The 22,165-nt window shown below is 47.3% G+C and carries 16 protein-coding genes and 1 tRNA gene; 3 read left to right on the top strand and 14 right to left on the bottom strand.

From position 1 onward, the window contains the following. Window positions 1-71: 71 nt before the first annotated feature. The 3 genes from HGH91_RS21660 to HGH91_RS21650 all read right to left on the bottom strand — a co-directional run bounded on the left by HGH91_RS21660 (window position 72) and on the right by HGH91_RS21650 (window position 3,737). The gene (locus HGH91_RS21660; RefSeq protein ID WP_168740886.1) at window positions 72-938 is read right to left on the bottom strand and encodes a DUF4249 domain-containing protein; all 867 of its coding nucleotides are present in this window, start codon (window positions 936-938) and stop codon (window positions 72-74) included. A gap of 21 nt (window positions 939-959) precedes the next feature. Beyond that, window positions 960-3,341 carry a TonB-dependent receptor gene (locus HGH91_RS21655; protein ID WP_168740885.1) on the bottom strand — a complete coding sequence of 794 codons (2,382 nt, stop codon included), beginning with the start codon at window positions 3,339-3,341 and terminating at the stop codon, window positions 960-962. Window positions 3,342-3,524: 183 nt separating this feature from the next. Next, a complete protein-coding gene (locus HGH91_RS21650) occupies window positions 3,525-3,737 on the bottom strand; it encodes a hypothetical protein (RefSeq protein WP_145674960.1) in 213 nt (70 codons plus the stop codon). A 108-nt stretch (window positions 3,738-3,845) separates the two neighbouring features. Between HGH91_RS21650 and HGH91_RS21645 the strand changes: the two genes are divergently transcribed. Continuing rightward, complete coding sequence (locus HGH91_RS21645; RefSeq protein WP_168740884.1) at window positions 3,846-4,844, top strand: helix-turn-helix transcriptional regulator; 999 nt, start codon at window positions 3,846-3,848, stop codon at window positions 4,842-4,844. Window positions 4,845-4,877: 33 nt separating this feature from the next. Here HGH91_RS21645 and HGH91_RS21640 read toward each other — a convergent pair whose 3' ends face one another. The 8 genes from HGH91_RS21640 to HGH91_RS21605 all read right to left on the bottom strand — a co-directional run bounded on the left by HGH91_RS21640 (window position 4,878) and on the right by HGH91_RS21605 (window position 15,981). Further along, window positions 4,878-5,507 (bottom strand): NAD(P)-dependent oxidoreductase, encoded by a 630-nt coding sequence (locus HGH91_RS21640; RefSeq protein WP_168740883.1) that lies wholly within the window; start codon window positions 5,505-5,507, stop codon window positions 4,878-4,880. A 267-nt stretch (window positions 5,508-5,774) separates the two neighbouring features. Continuing rightward, window positions 5,775-7,985 (bottom strand): sodium-translocating pyrophosphatase, encoded by a 2,211-nt coding sequence (locus HGH91_RS21635; RefSeq protein WP_168740882.1) that lies wholly within the window; start codon window positions 7,983-7,985, stop codon window positions 5,775-5,777. Between the two features lie 247 nt (window positions 7,986-8,232). After that, entirely contained in the window at window positions 8,233-9,750 is a 1,518-nt protein-coding gene (locus HGH91_RS21630; protein ID WP_168740881.1) for an NAD(P)H-hydrate dehydratase, read from the bottom strand. A gap of 86 nt (window positions 9,751-9,836) precedes the next feature. Further along, window positions 9,837-10,361: a hypothetical protein gene (locus HGH91_RS21625; RefSeq protein ID WP_145674966.1), complete on the bottom strand. Its 525-nt coding sequence runs from the start codon at window positions 10,359-10,361 to the stop codon at window positions 9,837-9,839. 82 nt (window positions 10,362-10,443) lie between these two features. Next, complete coding sequence (gene nhaA, locus HGH91_RS21620; protein ID WP_317166847.1) at window positions 10,444-11,655, bottom strand: Na+/H+ antiporter NhaA; 1,212 nt, start codon at window positions 11,653-11,655, stop codon at window positions 10,444-10,446. A 73-nt stretch (window positions 11,656-11,728) separates the two neighbouring features. After that, window positions 11,729-13,618, bottom strand: a complete 1,890-nt coding sequence (locus HGH91_RS21615) for an OstA-like protein (protein ID WP_168740880.1) — start codon at window positions 13,616-13,618, stop codon at window positions 11,729-11,731. A 9-nt stretch (window positions 13,619-13,627) separates the two neighbouring features. Continuing rightward, entirely contained in the window at window positions 13,628-14,626 is a 999-nt protein-coding gene (locus HGH91_RS21610) for an MlaD family protein (RefSeq protein ID WP_168740879.1), read from the bottom strand. A gap of 128 nt (window positions 14,627-14,754) precedes the next feature. Continuing rightward, window positions 14,755-15,981, bottom strand: coding sequence for an N-acetylmuramoyl-L-alanine amidase (locus tag HGH91_RS21605; RefSeq protein ID WP_168740878.1), 1,227 nt, complete (start codon window positions 15,979-15,981; stop codon window positions 14,755-14,757). A 329-nt stretch (window positions 15,982-16,310) separates the two neighbouring features. Between HGH91_RS21605 and HGH91_RS21600 the strand changes: the two genes are divergently transcribed. Then, window positions 16,311-18,944 carry a putative LPS assembly protein LptD gene (locus HGH91_RS21600; RefSeq protein ID WP_168740877.1) on the top strand — a complete coding sequence of 878 codons (2,634 nt, stop codon included), beginning with the start codon at window positions 16,311-16,313 and terminating at the stop codon, window positions 18,942-18,944. A 69-nt stretch (window positions 18,945-19,013) separates the two neighbouring features. Here HGH91_RS21600 and HGH91_RS21595 read toward each other — a convergent pair whose 3' ends face one another. Next, the gene (locus tag HGH91_RS21595) at window positions 19,014-19,751 is read right to left on the bottom strand and encodes a lysophospholipid acyltransferase family protein (RefSeq protein ID WP_168740876.1); all 738 of its coding nucleotides are present in this window, start codon (window positions 19,749-19,751) and stop codon (window positions 19,014-19,016) included. Window positions 19,752-19,764: 13 nt separating this feature from the next. After that, window positions 19,765-20,436, bottom strand: coding sequence for a uracil-DNA glycosylase (ung, locus tag HGH91_RS21590; protein ID WP_168740875.1), 672 nt, complete (start codon window positions 20,434-20,436; stop codon window positions 19,765-19,767). 137 nt (window positions 20,437-20,573) lie between these two features. On the opposite strand from ung, the gene HGH91_RS21585 reads away from it, so the two are divergent. Further along, a tRNA-Arg gene (locus HGH91_RS21585) sits at window positions 20,574-20,647 on the top strand. A gap of 174 nt (window positions 20,648-20,821) precedes the next feature. On the opposite strand, the gene HGH91_RS21580 is transcribed toward HGH91_RS21585, so the two are convergent. Continuing rightward, window positions 20,822-22,141, bottom strand: coding sequence for an RICIN domain-containing protein (locus HGH91_RS21580; RefSeq protein WP_168740874.1), 1,320 nt, complete (start codon window positions 22,139-22,141; stop codon window positions 20,822-20,824). Window positions 22,142-22,165 lie beyond the last annotated feature (24 nt).

Here is a 22,165-nt window from a genome sequence, read left to right as displayed (position 1 = left end):
GAATAAAGCAGAAAACAGAAAGCCCCCCAGGCGGTAAGCGTGGGGGGCTTTCTGTTTTCTGTGTCAAAAAATCACTTAATAATCGTTTTCTCTGCCTTACTTACAGCGGAGGTACCAAAGCGGCCCAGTATCCTTACCTTGCCGTTAGCTGTTGTATTTTCCACATTGCTTTTCACATTTTCCAGCACTTTGGCAAACAAGCCACCAGCATTTACCTGGTCGTTTACCTGTTTGAGGAATTCGTAGCTGGCATAAGTGAGAGAAGATAACCGGACAATTACTTTTTCATTCGCCAGGAATGGTTTCTTGTAGTCCGTTATACCTTCCTGGAGGGGAAGGATAAAGGGGATACCATCTGCTACGCCATCATCGAAAGATCCGTCTACGGAGAAGTTGTCTTCCAGCCGTTTGAGCGTATCATTGCGATAGGAGCGAATCCAGTAGTAGTCGGTGCCACCGGCCAGATCTTTGGCATAGAACTTTGCGTAGTAGCCTTCTTTACCGCTGAGCGCTTCTTCTTTTTTCTTGAACTCGTAGGTGATAGAATCTATTTGCGGTACTCTCTTGATACTGTCGTAAGCATCGAAGGTTTCATTTTTATATTGAATGTGCAGTTTATAGGCATGTCCAACTACGCCGATAGGCTTGCTGGTAGCGTCGTAGCTATACATTTTATCTTTAAATACAAACGGGTAGGAAGTACCAGTGGTGAGGTCTGTTAGTGTGATAGTAGCGTCATCAATGATGGGAGCTGGGTTATCATCTGTGTAAGGAACAGACATCGTAAACCGGATGTTTTGCTGGCCGGTTTCGGTGGTAATCCAGGCGTCGAGCACGGGGTAAGAGGTGCCTTTGGCGATGTTCAGATCGATTTTGTCTTCGCAGGCGGTTAATCCTGCTACGACTGCCGACAATATAAACAACAATGATTTTTTCATCTGATTGAATTTTTTGGACAATTAGAACTTAAAGTTGTACGTGATACCAGGAATGATAGATCCTATGATAGAGAGGCGGGTAGCTTCGCGTTTGGTAGGATCGTCTTCATTCTGTTTAAAGTAGATGGTATATGCATTTCTGCGGCCATATACGTTGTACAGGGAGAACACCCATTCACCTTTCCAGCGCTTGAGTTGTTTGCCTTTAAGCGTCATAGACAGGTCGAGGCGATGGTATGCAGGTAAGCGGTAATTGTTACGTTTTTCGGTACTGTTGTAAGGGATATCCCAGCCCTGGAATTCCAGCCTGTTGTCGGCGAAAGTGCCTGGAGTGCCGGAGGCAAATACCCAGTTGGCCGACAGGGAAGTCCGTTTGGTGAAGGTATGCGTTAACACGAGGTTCAGGTTATGTGTACGATCATAGCGATTCAGGAACCATTCATTCATGCTGATACCGGGTGTTTTTCTTTCGGTGCGTGACAGTGTATAGCTTACCCAACCGGTGGTTTTACCAATATCTTTTTTCGCATAAAGCTCCAGGCCGTAGGCACGTCCCTGTGAAGGCAGCAGGTCTGCTTCAATCAACGGGTTGAGTTGGAGGTTGGCATTATCGATATAATCTACCTGGTTATCGGTGGTTTTATAGAATACTTCGGCCGACAGTTCGTAGGCATCGTTGGGCGCATTGTAGAAGTATCCGGCAGTATACTGATCAGCTACCATTGGTTTGATATTGTTGGTGCTGGGCGTCCAGATGTCCAGTGGGGTAGGAGAAGCGGTATTGGAGAGCTGGTGCATGAACTGCGTTGTTCTGCTATAGGCCACCTTTACGGCATGCTCATCGGAGAATGCATACCTGGCGCTGATCCTGGGTTCGAAATAGTAGTAGCCTTTTATCAGTTCATTGGAGCCATATTGTTTGATGTCGACCAGTCTTTTGCGGATGCCAGGCGTGGTATCAGCATACATGTAAGCGTTACCGGTACCAACAAATTGATAGGCTGATAATCTTCCGCCGTACTGGATACCAAATTTCTTAGAAGGCTTGTATTCATGATCGATGTATACGGCTGATTCCAAGGCATGCTGATCCGTGATTTTCTTCACATGCACATCGCCATCGTTGGTGCTGGTACCTGTACCTGGTTTGAAGGTATAGTAAATGCCCTGTACGCCGAAATGCAGGCTGTTGGAGGAATTGATATAGTAAGTAAAGGAAGGTTTCAGTCCGTAGTTGATGATGTTGGAAGTCCAGTCGTAAGCTTGTTCCACTTCTCCTGGTTTTTTCTTGGAGTCGTTGGTAAACTTCAGGCTATAGTCGTATTTGCTATAGTAGGTGGTGAGGTTGAGGAACAGGCGGTTGGTGAAAACGTGGTTCCAACGTACGGTGGCAGTACTGTTGCCCCAGTTCATATTTACGTCTTTCCCGAAGCCGAATACATCTCTCCCGAAATAACCACTTACGAAGAGGGAGTTATTTTTATCGAATTTATAATTGGCTTTGGCGGTAAGGTCGTAGAAATTGAGTTTGGTATCCTTCATATCTCCTTTTACAAAGGGTTTCATAAGCAGGTCGATATAGGATCTTCTGCCGGCCACGATGAAGGAGCCTTTATCTTTTACAATGGGAGCTTCTACCGAAAGGCGACTAAAGATGTTACCGATACCGCCGTTGAGGGTGAGGTTTTGGTTATTACCATCTTTCATGCGGATATCGAGTACAGAGGAAGTCCGGCCGCCATATTCCGCCGGGAACCCACCTTTGATGAGGTTGAGGCTTTTCACAGCATCCGGGTTGAATACGGAGAAGAACCCGAGCATGTGGGTAGAATTATATACGGGGGCTTCATCGAGCAGGATAAGGTTTTCATCGCTGTTACCGCCGCGAACGTTGAACCCCGAAGAGCCTTCTCCTACGGTATTTACGCCGGGGAGGGTCTGGATAGCCCTGAGTACGTCTACTTCACCCATGAAGGTGGGCATTTTCTTCATTTGCTGAATATCCAGTTTATTGATACTGGTATTAAGTGTATTCACTGTTCTTTCCTGTTTCTGGCCGTTTACCGTTACCACGTTGAGCTGGCTGCTGGTAGCTTCCATGCTTACATCGATAGTCGTGTTTTTTGTCAGTTTAACGGTAGCTTTATAAGGAGCGTAGCCCATATAGGAGAATTGTATTTCATGTTCTCCGGCAGGAAGCGTCAATGAATAAAAGCCGTACTGGTTGGTAACAGTACCGATGGTGGTACCGCTTTTACCGATGGAGATGCCTACCAGGCTTTCTCCGTTTTGTTTGTCTTTAACATAGCCGCTTACGGTATATCGTTGCTGCTGAGCAGTCGTTGTTTGTCCCGCCAGCATTAGCAGCAGCAGTGACAGCAACAGGGTCGCCTTAGTTTTCATAAAAATTAAGTCCGGTTTGGTAAAATATGCGTGCTGATTTTCCAGCACGTAAATAAGACGTGGCAAAAATATTGTACCCCTACGGCAATAAATTATTTTTTTTATAATAGAAAAAAGCTGCCGGCGCGGATAAGCTATTTATCCGGTCGCCGGCAGTGTAGCAAGGTAACTTGCCTGGTATGATCAGTCGAGTATATCGCAGTAAAATCCAAGCCTGGTAACGAAATCAATGATGGTCTGTTCAGCCATTGACTGAAGGCTTACCACCCGTAATACCCGGTCACAGTCTTCCAGGTCCAGCGTACAATCTTTAACATTGAATTGTGAGGAAATGGCGCTAATCACATGGTTTCTATCCTGAACAGTTGTAATATTGGTACGGAATATTCCCAGCATAAAGTACTTATTTTAAATATTCGGAATATTTTTACGCAAATTTGCGCTAGTTATCCCATATGACTGTTACACGAAACGGATAAATACTTATACGAAACGGATTATTTTATGGGCATAGTTATTACGGATGATGCCAACCAGGTACTGTTATCAGAGAAAACGCCCTTTGATTTCAAGAAATACCGTAACCAGGCAATCGTAGAACAAACCCAGGAAGTGAGGCATCCTTTTGGGGCTGCCAATTTCCAGGAGTTTTGTTTTGATGGCATTGCAATTGCCGCCTGTACTGCCGATGTGTATGAGAACATTCATATTTTGTCGGATTTCCATGAGCCAAGGGTGATGATGTTGTTCATGGAACGGGGAGATATTACCACTACCCTGGATGGATTTTCCAATAATTTCAAGTTCCGGAGCCTGGAGCATAACCTGATGTATAGTCCCTGTGAGGCGGAATCGGCCGGGGTAAAGAAGCAGCGGGATATGTTGTTTTTCGGGTTATCCTTTTTGCCGGAGAAGTTCCTGCAGCTGGCGGAAAATAATGGGCGGGTGCTGGATGGGTTGGCAAACAATATTGCGGGCAATCGCACTACTACGTTGACCGACAAGTTTAATCCCCGCATTACGCCGCGTATGCAACTGATTATGGAAGAGGTGCGGCAATGCCGCTTTCAGGGCGGATTGAAGAAACTTTTCCTGCAGTCGAAGGCGCTGGAGTTGCTGGCTTTGCAATGTGAGCAGATAGAGTCGGCGGAGTTGCGGTCTGTTCCGGCGCGTCCTAAAGTATCTGTGTCTGATGTAGAGAAGTTACATTTTGCGAAGGACTTGCTGGTACAGCATTTACAGCAGCCGTTGAGCCTGGGAGACCTGGCCCGTAAATCGGGATTAAATGAATTTAAGCTGAAGTCGGGCTTTAAAGCCGTTTTTGATAATACCGTATTCGGTTATCTCAATGACCGCCGGCTGGAGCTGGCGAGGGAGCTGATAAGGGAGGGCAGGTTGCCATTGTCGGCCATTGCCCTGGAAGCAGGATATTCCTCTCCCCAGCATTTCAGTAGTGCCTTCCGTAAGAAGTTTGGGATAAGTCCCAGTAAGATTCATCAATAGCCCAACAGGAGGAAGTCCTGTTGGGCCAGCCTGTTAATACGCTAAAGTAAAGCGTTGTTTGATATGTTGAGGTTGTTCCAGTTCGTTTATGAGGGCAACCGCATAGTCAGCTGTAGAGATGTTGCTTTCCCCTTTCTCATCGAATACCACCTGATCTTTGCCCAAACGGAATTTACCGGTACGTTCGCCGGGAGCGATCATCATTGCGGGACTTATAACGGTCCAGTCGAGGTCATTTTGCTGCCTGATTACATAAAAAGCTTCACGGGTGGCGGTAGCACCCGCTTTCCATTCGGCCGGAAACTGGGGGGTATCCAGTAATTGTACGCCGGGGGCGATTTCCAGGCTACCTGCTCCGCTAACAGCGATCAGGCGTTTAATACCTGCTTTTTTAGTAGCGCCGATAATGGCGTTGATGGCTTTCACATAAGTATCCGTATCATGTGCGCTATAGGCAGAAATAACCGCCTGGTTACCGGTGAAGAGTGGCACCAGTGCTGCTTCATCTGTTGCATCCGCGGCTTTTACAGTAAGATGTGCATTTTTTACCGTGATTTTTTCCGGGTTACGAACGATGGCCGTTACTTCGTGTCCCCTGTTCAGGGCTTCGTTTAAGATAGCAGTACCTATAAATCCAGATGCTCCGATAATCGCTACTTTCATGACTTTTTATTTTAGGATGATTAGTTATTACAGCTTTTAACAGCCGATTGTTTAAATTGTTATAATAAATATTACAGTTATGGAGATAAAAAATACAGATGCTTAATCTGTAATAAAATTAATTACAGTACAAAGGTAAACGAATAATATTAACTACCAAATGAATTTTTTGTTTTTAAAAAGAAAGGGGGATTCCGGGAGGCAAAGGGTTTAAATAAAAAGCCCGTCAGTGTTCAGCTGACGGGCTTTTCTGTGCGTAATGACACCTTATTTCTTCAGGAGGTAGGCAGTGGCTTTGGCGTCGGGCGCTTTAGCAGCTGGTTTTACCGTTTCAGTTTTAGTGGTAACAGGTACCGGGGGTACCTTGGTATGGTACAACTCTGCCAGGGTAGGGGCAATCACGAGAGACACAATCGACATCAATTTGATGAGGATGTTCATGGAAGGACCGGAGGTATCTTTAAACGGATCACCTACCGTATCGCCGGTAACCGAGGCTTTATGTGGCTCAGATTTTTTGTAATGGGTTTCGCCGTTGATTTCCACGCCTTTTTCGAACGATTTTTTAGCGTTGTCCCAGGCGCCACCGGCATTGTTCTGGAAGAGGCCCATCAGTACACCGCTTACGGTAGCACCGGCCAGGAATCCGCCCAACACTTCCGGGCCGGCCAGGAAACCTACCAGCAGGGGAGCGATGAGGGCAATAGCGCCGGGCAGCATCATTTCGCGAATGGAGGCTTTGGTTGAAATGGCCACGCATTTGTCGTATTCCGGTTTGCCGGTACCTTCCATAATACCGGGAATTTCGCGGAACTGGCGGCGTACTTCTTCTACCATGGACATTGCAGCACGACCTACAGCGGCAATGGCGAGGGAGGAGAAAATAAATGGAATCATACCGCCTACAAATAAGCCGGCCAGTACATTCGCTTTATAGATATCGATACCCGGAATGCCTGCCACACCCACAAAGGCAGCAAAGAGCGCCAGTGCGGTGAGGGCTGCGGAAGCAATGGCAAAACCTTTACCGGTAGCGGCAGTGGTGTTACCTACGGCATCGAGGATATCTGTTTTTTCCCTTACATCTTTCGGTAATTCGCTCATTTCGGCAATACCACCAGCATTATCCGCAATAGGACCGAAGGCATCGATAGCCAGCTGCATAGCTGTGGTGGCCATCATACCCGCAGCTGCAATGGCTACACCGTATAAACCTGCCATAGAGAAGGAGCTGGCAATGCCTGCGGCCAGTACCAGGATAGGCAGCATGGTAGATTCCATACCTACCGATAAACCACCAATGATATTGGTAGCAGCACCTGTGGCGGATTGACGGATGATAGATTTTACCGGGCGTTTACCCATGGCGGTATAATATTCGGTAATGATACTGATCAAAGTACCAACCGTGAGACCTATCATAATGGCGCCGAACACCTGTCCGCGGGTAAATTCGTGATGACGCAGCGTCATGATACTATCGGGCAGGATCCAGTTTACCAGGAAGTAGGAAACGATCGCCGTTAAGACGATGGAGCCCCAGTTGCCCATATTCAATGCTTTCTGCACCACGCCGGTATTTAGGCCGGCACTATCGCTGATTCTTACAAACAGGGTACCGATAATAGAGAAGATGATACCGGCGCCGGCAATTATCATCGGCAGGAGTATGGGAGCGATGCCTCCGAAGGAGTCATGTGATACGGTTTCAGAGCCAAGCACCATGGTAGCCAGCACTGTAGCCACATAGGAACCGAACAAATCGGCGCCCATACCAGCTACGTCTCCCACGTTGTCGCCTACGTTATCGGCAATGGTAGCAGGGTTGCGGGGATCGTCTTCAGGAATGCCTGCTTCTACTTTACCTACCAGGTCGGCGCCCACATCGGCTGCTTTGGTATAAATACCACCACCTACGCGGGCAAACAGGGCGATACTTTCGGCCCCCAGTGAAAACCCGGTGAGTACTTCAATGGTTTTAATCATTTCAGCTGTATTGGCAGCAGCGCCAAAGTATGATTTCAATATAATAAATAATGATCCGAGCCCCAGTACTGCCAGGCCGGCCACACCCATACCCATTACAGAACCGCCGGTAAAGGATACCTGCAGTGCTTTGGCGAGACTGGTACGGGCCGCATGCGCAGTGCGCACATTGGCTTTGGTAGCGATCCTCATGCCTATGAAGCCGGCAGTAGCCGAAAATACGGCGCCTACCACAAAGGCGAGGGCAATAAACCAGTGTGAATTTTCATGCGTTGCGCCCATATAGCCTAACAGTAGGGCCGCGATGATAACAAAGTAAATAAGGACTTTATACTCAGCTTTCAGAAATGCCATAGCCCCTTCAGCAATATGCTGCGCTATCTCTTTCATTTTTTCATTGCCAGCCTCCTGTCGTGTAACCCAGGCGCTTTTAACAGCCGTAAATAGCAAAGCCAATAATCCAAAACATGGAACGAGATAAACTATACTCATGTACGCGAAATTTATTAATACTGGTTGACAAAAAAGTTTAGGAATTAAAAAATTATAGGATTCTCAAAAAAATATTTCAAATGAATATAAAACATAAATTATTAATTGTGTAGAGCGTCCGAAAAAATATTAAACACCTTCGCCATGAGCAAGGATTTGGGCGTAAAAAATAACCTTGGAGTGGGAAAAATGATTATATGATGGGGATCCGTCGGACCATATTGCTATGGTGACAGCAGGGAATGGGTCAAATGCCTTCCAGGAAAGCTTTTCCGAGCCATTGTATGATGTCGGCGGCGGTCATGGCTTCCTGCGACAGGTGGGCAGCGGCGAGGTCGCCTGCAAACCCATGCAGCCAGGCGCCTAGGATAGCAGCGGCTTTAGGGCTATAGTCCTGTGCCAGCAAGCCGGTAAGTATACCGGTGAGCACATCACCGCTGCCACCGGTGGCCATGCCGGGATTGCCGGTGTTATTGAAATAGACAGCGCCATCCGGGCAGGCGATGGCGGAATACCGGCCTTTGAGCAGGATATACACCTGTAGTTTGACTGCCTGTTGAGATAACAATTCCAGGCGTGCTACTTCGTTGGGAGTAGCGCCAAACAGCCGCTCAAATTCTTTGGGGTGAGGCGTAAGTATAGAGCCTGCCGGCACCTTGTATAACAGGTACGGATATACGGAAAGTAGATTGAGTGCATCGGCATCAATGACCATTGGCCGCTGACAGTTATCCAGCAAATGTTCCAGCGCTTTGGCAGTACCCGGTTGGGTATCCAGCCCGGGGCCTATACCAATCGCTTTGTAAGTGGCGGTGTTAATGCTGCGATGAAAATGAAGGCTGTAATGCGGATCGTCATCCGTGATACACATGGCACAGGGCTCGCTGAGCTGCATGATGTTATAGCCGCATTGCGGCACATAGCAGGTAAGCAGTCCCACCCCGGCGCGCAGGCACGCCCTGGCGCTCAACACCGCGGCGCCCATTTTACCATAGCTCCCGGCTATAAGCAGCGCATGTCCGTAAGTACCCTTATGGGCAAAGGGATTACGGGGCTGATAAATAGTTTGGATAATATCCGGATCGGTGAGTAAATAGCGTGTAGGCGTATGCGTTATATAGTCCGGATGCAGCCCTATCGGGAGTATATGTACTTCTCCTGTATACGGTGCATTTTCCGGGAGCAGGAATGCGAGTTTATAACACTCAAAGCTCAACGTGTGATGTGCTTGTATCACCGTTTGTTGTACGCTGCTTTCATCGGCCTGGAGCCCGGAAGGCATATCTATTGCAACGATGGTGTGTTTGCCGCGCTGTCCGTTGATATGATGTACCACACCCGCCAGCCATCCTTCTATGGGCCGGCTCATACCAGTACCGAAAATAGCATCTATGATGATCGCATCGGGGGGGAGGGCAGGGATATCTGACACATCGCCTATGGCATACAAGCTGGCAGGGTATTGCTGTTGCAGGGCTTCCAGGTTCAGCTGGTGGTCGGCGCTGGCCTGAGCACTGTATTGCAATATGCCGGTGCTGACCTTATAGCCACGATCGAGCAACAGGCGGGCTATTACTAATCCATCTCCCCCATTATTTCCTTTTCCGCAAAAAATATATATAGGGTAACGGGGAGCATAATGTTCTTCCAGCCACGCCGCGCATTTGCCGGCGGCCCTTTCCATCAGTTGAGCGCTGCTGACAGGCTCGTGGGCGATCGTGAAGGCATCGGCCTCGCGGATTTGGGCGGCAGAGAAGATTTTCATGTAATAAAATTACTTCAAAATAGGGAACATAAAAAAACGGACCATGCTTGCCTCATGATCCGTTTGTAATGAAGTGGTCAGCGGGTTTAGAAAGCAAACCGGGCAGACACACCGCCGATCTCCTCACCCATGTAGTTGGTAGGTCCAACAAACTGTACGTAAGGTTTCAGATCAGCACTGATGTTTAAAGGAAATTTCTTGAAGGTATATTCAATACCAATGATACCATCCAGTCCGGGTGATACATAGGTACCTTTACCTTTTTCTACATAACGATCCCAGTCATAATCGCGACGGTCGTAGAAGCCGATATGTGCGCCACCACCGGCATACATCACGAGTTGAGGTACACCAATATTCCAGTTGTATTCGTATAACCCGGTAACGGTCACATTATTCCTGTGTTCGTGGTTAGTAGTTACCAGTCCTTCAATGGCATGAGGGCCCTGGATAAAATGTTTAACAGTAAATCCGACTATCCATGGATTCAGACGAATACCTAAAGCGGTATTATAGTTGGAAGGATCGCTGCTTTTGTAGCTTCTTTTTTGCGCGTTAGCCTGTATCGCGAGTACAGCGATCATGCTGAAAAGTAACACGACTTTTTTCATAGATGTGTTTTTTGAATGGTCTGTAAAATACACGTTTAGAAACGTTGGCTTTTTTTCCAAAGTATGCACGACGAAAATTAACTCAAGGTTGCTTTACAAGAACAGTGCCAACCGGTTTAGTGAGGCGGAGAAAAATGAAGCCGGCTATGCCTGCCAGCAGGGAAGCGGCAATCACAGAAATGATCGCAATGATCTGTAAATCACGTTCCCCGTAAGCCAGGGAAGAGATAAAAATAGACATAGTAAAACCTATTCCTGCGATGAGCCCGACGCCCAATAATTGTGGCCATCCGGCTTTGGAGGGCAGGGACGCCCATTTGCATTTAACGGCAATAAACGACAGGGTGAAAATTCCTAATGGTTTGCCCAGTACCAGACCTGCCATGATGCCATAACTGATTTCGTTGTGCAGCGCCGCGCCAATATCGGCGGGAAGCTGTATGGCGGTGTTAGCGAGTGCAAAGATGGGCATGATGATAAAGTTGACCGGGTCATGTAAGCCATGTACCAGGTCGGATATCTTATCCAGTGGGATACAGAACGCCAGTAATACCCCGGCGATGGTAGCATGTACCCCTGAATTGAAGAGGCAGTACCACAGCACAATTCCGGGGATAAAATATAGGATGAGCCGTTGTACTTTCAGGAAATTCAGCAACAGTGGAATTAAGAATACACCGCCTCCTATCAACAGGTATTTTACGTCCAGGTGGGGCGTATAAAATATGGCGATAGTAAGAATGGCGCCGAGGTCGTCGATGATGGCCAACGCCATCAGGAAGATTTTAAGACCTACCGGCACTCTTCTGCCGAGCAGGGATAAGATACCCAGGGAGAAGGCGATATCAGTGGCCATAGGGATGCCCCAGCCATGGGTGAAGGATGTATTTTTATTGATAACGGCGAAAATGACAGCAGGAAATAGCATACCACCAACAGCCGCCAGTACCGGCAGAATAGATTTACGGAGGGAAGACAGCTCACCTACGGTTAGCTCCCGTTTGATTTCCATGCCAACGAGAAAAAAGAATAAAACCATCATGCCATCGTTTATCCATAACAGGTAGGAGTTGGGCAGATGGAGCGCGCGGTATTGATAGTGATGCCCGGTGTTGGGATCAAACAAATTGTTCCAGAACCCCACATAATCCGTTTGTACCCCTGAATTGGCCAGTACCATGGAAATAATGGTGCAGGCAATGAGTACAATACCTACTGCGCGACTGTCTTTGAAAAACACATAGAGTGGCGACAACAGGGTTTTGCGGATTAATTTGATAGAGCTCTTTAGCACAGTGTATGGTTTTGGTGAGGAAATATTTCCGGGTATAGCAGGCAGTATGATGCCTGCCTACTATACCTGGAAATTATTGCATTAGCTCGTATTTGTTCTTGGGTTGCCGTTTAATGTCCCATTTGAAATTTTCCAGTTGCAGCTGGTCTAACGGACGTTGGGTAAATGGATATACGACCCCTTCAGGGTCTTTAATGAGGACTACTTTGTTTACTTCACTTTTCTTAAAGTAGATATTGATAATGGCGCATTGAGCTTTATTCACGCTCATATAGGCGCCAGCTTGGTCTTTGATATAGTTGATGGTTTCGGCATTCCCTTCCACGTGCATCCAGTCGAGTGTTTCGCCAAGGATGTAGCCGGTGATGATGCTGCCTTTAATCTGGTTATACATACCTGGGCCTGCTTCATTGATAATGAAGCCGTTGTTTTTCAGCAACATTTTATCTGCTGTCTGATTTTTGGTAAACATCAGGATGGTGTCGCCGCTCAGCTGGGTGGTGTTGTTAGACCAGAAAACGGGTTTGCCATAGAAGCGGAATATAGAATCCCTGGAGGAGTAGAATACGCTGTCGGCTACGCCCTGCAGGGAATCGGAAAATATTTTTACGTGGTGATACGCGAGGATATAGCGTTGTTCGCTGGTATCCTTTGGTGCGTTTAACGCCATGCTGTCGGCGTGATGCTTGATGCCCGGCAGGGAATCGTGCATCACTACATTAGCCGGGGGAGCTACTTTCACCATTTTCATCTTCACCGAATCGAATGTCTGTTTGGTTTTGGCAAGTGCGCTGTCGGCCATGAACACGGATACGTTGGGTGCAATATTGTTGTTTTCCTGTTTCCGGGCGATGGCATCGCCTTTTGTGAGCGGGGAGATGGTGGCGGTAAATTTATCGGGAGGCCTGATTGTTTGCAGGCTTCTCAGATTTTTGGTGGGTGATTCGGGAATCCGTTTTAAACCTGCCACAGATGGAATAGAGAGGCTGTCGTCGGGTTTGATTACGCCGGAGAACAGCGTATCGGCGGCCATGTACAGCGTATCTTTATTTTTTTCCATGATGAGCAGGGGCTTCTGGGTAGCCAGTATGGTTTTTTCGCGTTGGTTTACCACGCCCCTGTTGGCCAGTAGCGACATTTTGCGGGCAGTATCCTTATACACCATGTTACCGGTGGCGTAGGCCATGCCGGTGAGTTTATCCATTTCTATGTTGTCGGCGGTAATAGTGCCGGTGCTGTCTTCGATTGTAGGACGGTTACCAAAATTGCCATATCCTTTATCGGTATCATAGTAGCCGCTGGTGGCATACATGGTACTTTTATCGTTGTTGTTGATAGTGGTGGGGGCAATGATGGTGGCTATTTTGGTACCGGTGTTATAGAGAAGTTCGCTGGTGCTGAGGGTATATTCCGGGTCTACCAGCAAAACATTCTGCATGAAATGCATCTCTTTTGTTTCCGTGTAGTAGTAACCTTGTTCGCTGGTGAGTACACTTTTACCGTTCACGAGGCGTCCGCCCTGTGTATACGAACCAATTTTGGCGTTCATATCATATTGCAGTTCGGGGCCGGTGATGGTTACTTTACCATCTGTGAGCCTGGCGTTATCCCGAAGCAGTGCGATGCGGGTATTGGCATCATAGTTCAGGTAATTACCGTAGATGTGGATGCTGTCTGCCTGGTTGATATGAATATTGCCATAAGCATCGATAATGTTGGTTTTATTATTTTTTACGGCGCTGTCGCAGTTGAAAAGGGTAGTTCCCTGTTTGAATACGGCGCTGCCTACGAAGCGGGTGAGGCTTACGGAGTCGCGTTCATACATGATGAGTGTGTCCGCGTGAATAATTTCAATAACGGACCCGGTTTTCGGCGCTGGTTTAGCCGGAAACTGGGCACTGGCCGACATTGCGAAGAAGCAGATGACGGCCAGGAAGATCCCTGATTTTATGTATCGATGCATTGATTCTTATTATTGTGCCGCTGCTGTATCAGAAGGAAGCGGTTTCGTTTTATCTTTTTTGCCAAACAGGGAGAAATGAACATAGCGTTTTGGATTGACGCGGAGGTCTTCCAGCAGCTTATTCAGGTTGCCCAGTGAGTACTGGAGGTTATTGTACACCTTTTTATCATTGAGCAACAGGCCAGCGGTGCCGTCGGTGGTATTGAGTTTCCCGATGGTCTGGTTCAGGCGATTCACGGTTTGCTGCAGTTGTTGCAGTGTGTTATCGATATTCCCTTTCGCCAGAGCGTCGGTAGCTTTCTGGGCGTTGTCGAGGATACCGGTAATTTTCGCGTTATTGTCTTTCAGGTTACCGGAAATGGATGCCAGGTTATTGAAAGTTTTGGACACACTCCCTTTATCAGCATCCAGCATATTATTGAGGGAGGCGGAGGTATGTGAGAAGTTGCGCATGGTGGTGTTGAGGCCACGGATGGCTTCCTGGAGGTTGCCTTTAGCAGTAGTATCGAGGATACCGTTTACGTTCATCAATACGGAGTCCATATTGGACAGGGTCCCTTGCAGTTTTTTAACCAGGGGGCTGAGCTGTTCTTTTACAGCGTCTGTGATGGAGCCGTCTACTGCGGCGTAGAGGGTATCGCCGCTTTTCAGATATTCGCTGGCGTTACCCAGGTCGAGCTGTACTGTTTTGGTCCCCAGCAGGTCGCTGCTGATACGGGCTACAGAGTTGCGCGGGAGATCAATTTTTTTGGTGATGGTAATGGTAACCAATATCCTGGAGGCATCTTTGCCCATTACTTCGAGGTTGGTGACGCTACCTACCACCAGTCCATTTACCTGTACCGCATTGGCTGGTTGTAGTCCATTCACCTGCTTATATACGGCATAAATGGTTTTATTATGTGAAAACAGGCTTTTTCCTTTCAATAAATTAAAGCCCAGCACAAGTAAGGTTATACCCAGCACCGTCAGTATACCCACTTTGGTTTCATTAGATAATTTGAGCATGAGATTCGTATACGTTCACGCAAAAATAATCAAAAAGCATGCACGGGGCGTAGTCGGGTAAAAATGTTGGTAATAAAAAAGTAGGGGAAGGGGTAAATGATAGTGGGGGATGGGGGAGAAGGGGATAATTAGCAGTTGGTCACGAAAGCGCCTTTAAATCCTAGCTTGCGGGCTTTGCGCAGGGCGTTGGAGGCTTGCTGATCTGTTTTGAAGCGTCCCCACATATATTTGTTCATTTTTTTTTTATTCATGACAACCGACTGCCGGTTGATATCACCAGGGAGCTTCCTGAAAATGGAAGCTCCTGGTTTATAAAGTTTGTCGGTGATCATGAGTTGTACGCAATAGCTATCGCTGGGAACCGGTTGGTTCTTTGTGGGTTTACCTGGTTTCAGCATGGCGGCGTTGCTGTTGCTCCTGGTATTGATCCGGGAGGTAGCGGGTGAGCTGTTCCGGTTGTTAGTAAACCTGTCGAGTTCCTCGCGGTAACGTTTAATAGCTTTATAGATGCAGTTAGCCAGTTCCTGCTGACCGCTGCCGGAATTGAGGTAGTCTTCCTCTTCCGGGTTGCTGATAAAGCCGAGTTCCACGAGTACGCTGGGCATGGCGGTAGCGGAGAGTACCCAGATGCCTTTTTCATTTCTCTGCCTGGCGCCGCGGCTGATGCGGCCTACCCTGGTAAATTCATCTTCAATGAGGGTAGAGAGGCGGAGGCTTTGGTCGAAGTAGGCGTTTCTCAGGGTATTTAAGAGGATAAAGGTTTCAGGATCGGTATCATCCATCAGCTGCTTTGTTTCTTCGGAGTTGGCATCCAGTACGATAACGGAATTCTGTTTGAGGGATTCCATTTTGGCGTTGTTTTTACTGGTAGCCCAGATATAGGTTTCAGTACCTTTGGCATTGCTGGGATAATAGGCGTAGATAGGTTGTTTGGATGCAATTTTCCTTTTCCCTTTTCTATGGTATACGGTTTTATACCCGGTTACTTTACGGATTTTGCCGGTAGAGTTACAGTGGATGGATACAAATAGTTCCCCTTTGTTGTCGTTGGCGATCTGGGCTTTTTTGCGGGGATCGTCGAAACGGTCGGTTTTTCGTGTATACACCACCTTTACATCGGGCATATTTTCCTCCAGGATTTTCCCCAGTTTGAGGGCTACTTCGAGGGTGACTTGTTTTTCAGTGGAATAGCTGCCTTTGGCGCCGGGGTCTTCACCGCCGTGGCCGGCATCTATTATAATTGTTCGTATAGGCTTATCCTGTTTCCTGGTAACGGGATTATTTTTGGCCTGAATAAAAAAGGTACAGGTGAATAGTGTTCCCAGTCCTAAAATCCAAAATCGGTTCCAGCGCATGATTCTCATTTTAATGGGTGCTGTTTTTCACAAAAAATAAAAAAATAAGTTTATCTGTTAAATTAATCATCTTCTCTCTCCATGCGAGTTTCGACTACCTTTCAATATAAGTGTTTTCAAACATTACAAGTTACCTTTTGTAATAAATTGTATAAAATCTTGTAGGTTTGTGGCCGCCGTAACACATGAACGCTAGCTACAAAAATAATTATAAAAAGTTTTTCCGACAGACATACCTGGTTTTTGCCGGTATGTTGATTGCCATTCCTTTTATTATAGATGCAGTTGCAGGCTCCAGGCCGCAAGCTATTTCATTTTTTAACAAAAATTTGGCAGATACCATCCAGCCGGTTGTCCGTAAGGATAGCTCCAAAGTGAAACGCCCTGTTCCGGTGACGGCCCCTGGAGCAGATACCAACATCTTGTCGCCGGATGCGGATACCAGTAAAGGGACAACGGTAGATACCCTGTTTGTACCGAAGATTTCAAAGGATACATTGGATGCCCCGGTACATTATAAGGCCAAGGACTCTATCATCCTGATGGTGCCGGATAAGCGCTTTTATTTATATGGTAGCGCCAATACCAAATATAAATCGATCGACCTGACGGCCGAAAAGATGAATTTCGACCAGGAGACCGGCATTCTCGAGGCTACCAACGCCAAAGATACTGCTGGTAAGCTGTTTGGCGGCCCTATCATGAACGATGGAGGACAGAGCTTCGAGTCGGACACCCTCAAATATAGTTTTACTTCCCAGAAGGCAAAGATCTACAATACCCGTTCTCAATACGGAGAAGGCTATATCCACAGTGCACAAACCAAAAAAGCGGCAGATAATACCATTTTTGGGTTTAAAAACGGGTATACTACCTGTAACCTGGATACGCCCCACTTTAGCTTTCGCGCACGTAAAATAAAGGTTATCCCTGATAAATTAGTGATTTCCGGGCCGGCAAACCTGGAAATTGAAGGGATTCCCACCCCATTATTCATCCCTTTTGCCATTTTCCCGATTACCCAGGGGCAACGCTCCGGTATCCTGCCTCCGCAGTATGTGGTGAACCAGCAGAAAGGGATTGGGCTGGAAAACGGTGGATATTATATAGGCCTGGGTGAGCATTTTGATCTTACTATGCGGGGGGATGTATACTCGTACGGCAGCTGGGCCCTTACGGCCAGCCCCACGTACCGGAAAAGGTACAAATACAATGGTGGACTGAACCTCAGCTTCGCCAACACCCGCTTTGGCGACCCGGCAGTAAAGTCGGAGTTCAGCACCTCCAAAGACTTCCGGGTTACCTGGAATCATAGTATGGATAGTAAAGCCCGCCCTGGCGTGAACTTTGGCGCGGCTGTTAACTTTGGGACCTCGTCCTATAACCGCTATAACGTATACGACTATAATACGCGTGTAAATAACAACATCGGATCTTCCATCACTTTCTCCAAAAGCTGGATAGGCAAGCCTTATAACCTGACGATGGGGTTGAACCATTCGCAGAACCTGAGCACCCGTGATGTGTCGATTTCCTTCCCGGATGCGACTTTCACCGTGAATACCATCTATCCGTTTCAACCAAAGGAAATGGTAGGTAAGCCTAAGTGGTATGAGAAAATAGGGATTTCCTATAATGGCGTGCTGCGCAACCAGGCCAACTTCAAGGATTCGCTGTTTGGCCGGCAACAGATGTTCGATGCGATGCAAACGGGTATACAGCACAGCGTGCCTATCTCGTTCTCCATCCCTGTATTTAAGACATTTACTTTATCGCCAGGTATCAACTATTCTGAATACTGGTACGCCAAGAAATTTATCCGTAACTGGAATCCCAACAAACCTAACCTGGGCACGGGGGATAAGGGCGCCCTGGATACCACTTACCAAGCCGGCTTCTTCACCGCACGAGACGTAAGTGCCAGTATGTCTTTATCGACTGCCCTGTATGGTATGTACACGTTTGCCAAGCATTCCAAGGTGAAGGCCATCCGCCATGTGATGCGTCCTACGCTGAGTGCCAGCTACCGCCCGGACTTGTCCAGCGGCTATTACCGCCAGGTACAGTATAATAAACAGGGAGATAAAACCCCGATGTCAGACTTCGATGGAGCAATCATAGGCGTACCGAGTCCCGGAACCTTTGGAGGTATCAACTTCGGGTTGGACAATAACCTGGAGATGAAGGTATTTTCCCGGAAAGACACTACAGGCAACCACGAAAAGAAGGTTAAGTTGCTGGATGGTTTCGGTATCAACGGTAACTACAACCTGGTAGCCGATTCTTTTAAACTGTCAACGTTCGCTATTTACGCCCGGACTAACCTGTTCGACAAACTGAATATCTCCGCCAGCGGTAACCTGGATCCTTATCAGACTGATGCCCGCGGCCGCCGGATCGATAAACTCATCTGGCAGCAGGGGAAGATCAGCCTGGGTCGTTTAACCAACGCCAGTATATCGATGAGTACTTCATTCCAGTCGAAGGATAAGAAGAGCAAAGCGAAAGAACAAACCATCGACTCTATAGAGAATGCACAGAGCAAGGACGCTGCGTTTGCTGCGCAACAGCGGCAGCTGGCCATGGTACGTGCAAATCCCGGCGAGTACGTGGATTTTGATATTCCGTGGCGGGTGGATCTCTCCTATAGCCTTGCCTACACGAACACTATTATTCCGGATTCCGGTGGGGTAGTAAGGAGAATTACCCAATATGTTAGTTTCAACGGCGATTTTAGTCTCACGCCCAAATGGAAGATAGGTTTGAACAGTGGCTTTGACTTTACCAATATGCAGATCGCCTATACGAATATGTATATATCGAGAGACCTGCACTGCTGGCAGATGTCGATCAACCTGATACCGTTTGGTACTTTCCGGCAGTTCAGTATTACGATCAATCCCAAGGCCGGTATCCTGCGGGATCTGCGTATCAACCGATCGAGGCAGTTTTACGATTTGTAGGGCAGGATTTCATCCTGCCGGTATGATAAAAGAAGAAAGCGAAGCAGGTGCCTGCTTCGCTTTCTTCTTTTATTCATTCGTGGTATAAAAGTCCCACATCTGTTTAAATACTTTTTCTTTCAATGCCGGCAAATCATCCCGGGTAAGCCCTTGTGTAGGGATGGGCGGTAAGAAATGGTAGTCGATGCGGTGCGGCCATGCAAAGAATTTTTTCTCTGCCGGTACTATTTTCCTGGTATGTAATAATACAGACGGCATCAGTGGGAGCTGGGTATCTATGGCCAGCGCGAAGGCGCCGTCGTAGAAGGCTTTCAGTGGTTCTTTGGTACGGTTGCGGGTACCTTCCGGGTAGAGCAGGATGTGCAGTCCCAGGCTCAGCGCATGTTTCATTTCTATCACACTTTGCTTCCTGCTGGCTTCGCTGCTGCGGTCTACCATGATGCCGCCGATGCGGTATAGTACGCCGAAGAGCGGTATTTTGCCCATAGAAGACTTTGCCAGTGTTTTGTTGGCGCCGGGAATTTTAGCGGTGGTCACTGGCACATCGATCAGCGAGTTGTGGTTGCAGACGATCACATAGGTTTGTCCCAGCGCAAAATATTCCGTTCCTCTTCTTCTCACAGGACATCCTATCAGCGGCATATATACGATCATCCATATCCTGCCAATGGCCAGGAAGCCTTTGGATTTTATGGGGTCTGGCCAGAAGGAGAAAATCCAGATAGGAATAAACACGATCAACATGGTGCCGGCAAATAGCAGCAGGCACCATAACGCGAACATCCGGCCGAGTATATTTTTTAACATAGGTAGTTCACTTTTAGAGTCTCCAGTCTACCGGCTCAATCCCTGCTTTCGTTAATATTTCATTGGTTCTTGAGAAATGCCTGCATCCGAAAAATCCTTTATCTGCGCTAAAGGGAGAGGGATGCGCTGCCTGCAATATATGATGTTTAGTAGCATCTATCAGGTATTGTTTATCCTGTGCAAAGCGGCCCCAGAGCAGGAATACAACGTCCTGTCTTTTTTCGGAGATCGTTTTGATAACGGCATCGGTAAAATCTCCCCAACCTATTTTGCTATGGGAGGCAGGTTCACTGGCTCTTACCGTCAGAAAGGCGTTGAGCAATAATACGCCATGGTCTGCCCATTTAGTAAGATTGCCGCTGGTAGGGATGTCCAGGCCGAGGTCCGTTTTCATTTCCTTGTAAATGTTGACCAGCGAAGGAGGTGGTTTTACACCATCTGGTACAGAGAAGCTGAGTCCATGCGCCTGGCCTTCGCCGTGATAGGGATCCTGCCCGAGGATCACTACTTTTACTTTGTCGATCGGGGTTTTATCGAAGGCGTTAAAGATGAGGTTTCCTGCAGGATAGATCACTTTTCCCAGTGCTTTTTCATGTTTGAGGAACATGACGACCTGGTCAAAATACGATTTTGTAAATTCATCTTTCAGCGCTTCCTTCCAACTTGGTTCAATTTGTACATCCATGGTGATCAAAACTATATTTAAAGAAATTTAAAATTAAATTTGATTTATTGAGAGAAATTTACATAAATTTGCACTCCCAAAACGAGAGATAAATATAACAATTTATTTCACATTTCAAGGGAAAATGAAACATATAAGTCTCGGTAGCTCAGCTGGATAGAGCAACTGCCTTCTAAGCAGTAGGTCATTGGTTCGAATCCAATCCGGGACACGAAGGAAAGGGAGAATTGCAGTATGCAATTTTCCCTTTTTGTTTTTTGAGGAATATCGTTGCCTTCTGTTTGTTTTCGTATATCCGTTAATGTTACCATCAATAAAGACTTAACAAACAAATCGGCCGCCTCAATCTGAGGCGGCCGATCTATCAATACCAGTTGCAGCAATATTACTGCTGACTAATAATCTGCCATTGCTGATTGGCGCCAGACTGATAAGGCCATTGAATGGCTGTATCGCCCTGCGCTTTGGATGCATTAGCCATATCCAATGCTAATCCACTGTTGCGATTTTTGAAGTTGTAAATCCCATTTCCTACTCTAGATATCTGCCACATCTGGTTGTTGCCTCCGGTAGACGGCCACTGTATCACTGCAGTGCCCTGTGTGGTGGAAGCATTTTTAACATCCACCAGCTGACCGCTATTGCGATTGGTTAATGCATAATAGCCGCTGCCCTGGTCTCCGATCTGCCATTGTTGCTCTGTGCCTCCCAGCCAGGGCCATTGAATGAGGGTTACTCCCTGGGTAGTAGAAGCACTTGGCACTGCCAGCACCTGCCCGCTGTTTACATTTACCAGTTTGTATGAGGCGTTGGGATCGAAGGGTGTTTTGCCTTTGCGCATCACCACGTTCTTCACTTTAAAATAGGTATCTGTTTGCGGACCAGGACTGCCACTGGCTGCTTCCATCTGGAGATCGATGATCAGCCAGAAAGGAGCGTTGGCAAAATTATTTCCCACCTGTACGGAAGTAATGGCTCCGTCGATGAAGTATTGGCATTCTACGCTATTGGACCAGGACCCATTGGTATTCTTTAACCGGTTGTATACCGCTTTATAATGATGCCAGGTAGTGGCTGCATTGTTGACGGTAGTTAACTTGGTCTGCCAGTTGCCGTCGTAGGTATTTTGCCAGATCGATGTACTGCCTTTCACTTCCACGATATCGCTTTCCGGCGGCCAGCTATTAACCGCTGTAATCCAGAAGGCAGGCCAGGTGCCCAAAGCAGTGGGCGCCTGAAGATCTACACTGATCTCCCAATAAGGGAAGATAGAATCGATCAGCACCTGGTGTTTGGAATAGATGGTGCCGGAATGATAGTGAATCGGGATCTTCGGATCAAAACTATTGAGTGTACTGTCCGGATGATAGGTAGCCTTAAGGGTCAGGGAGCCATCGCCGTTCAGATAAATCTGGCTATGATCCGTGCTGCTTCCGTACATGCGGGCCGTTCCATTGTGATCAGATCCCCAGGGATAGAGATAATTCCATTCTGATTCGAAACTGGTATAATTCGTCAACGAGCTGCCATCTGTTACCGTTTCCCAGGTGCTGCTCAGTATCTGGGCCGTGGTGGTTGTTTTGTTCGAAGTCAGCATGTTTTGCTGACCATTGATTTGGGTAAGCGCTTGTTTACTGCAAAATGAAAAAAGTGCGGCACTTGTTAGTGCCAGACAAACCGTGGACATTTTTTGTGTGTGGGTCATGATATGTGAGATTTAAGTGAAGGG

Source organism: Chitinophaga eiseniae (assembly GCF_012641265.1).
GTDB lineage: Bacteria > Bacteroidota > Bacteroidia > Chitinophagales > Chitinophagaceae > Chitinophaga > Chitinophaga eiseniae_A.
The sequence above is the reverse complement of the archived record's forward strand: the minus strand, read 5'-3'. Positions and strand labels throughout refer to the sequence as shown.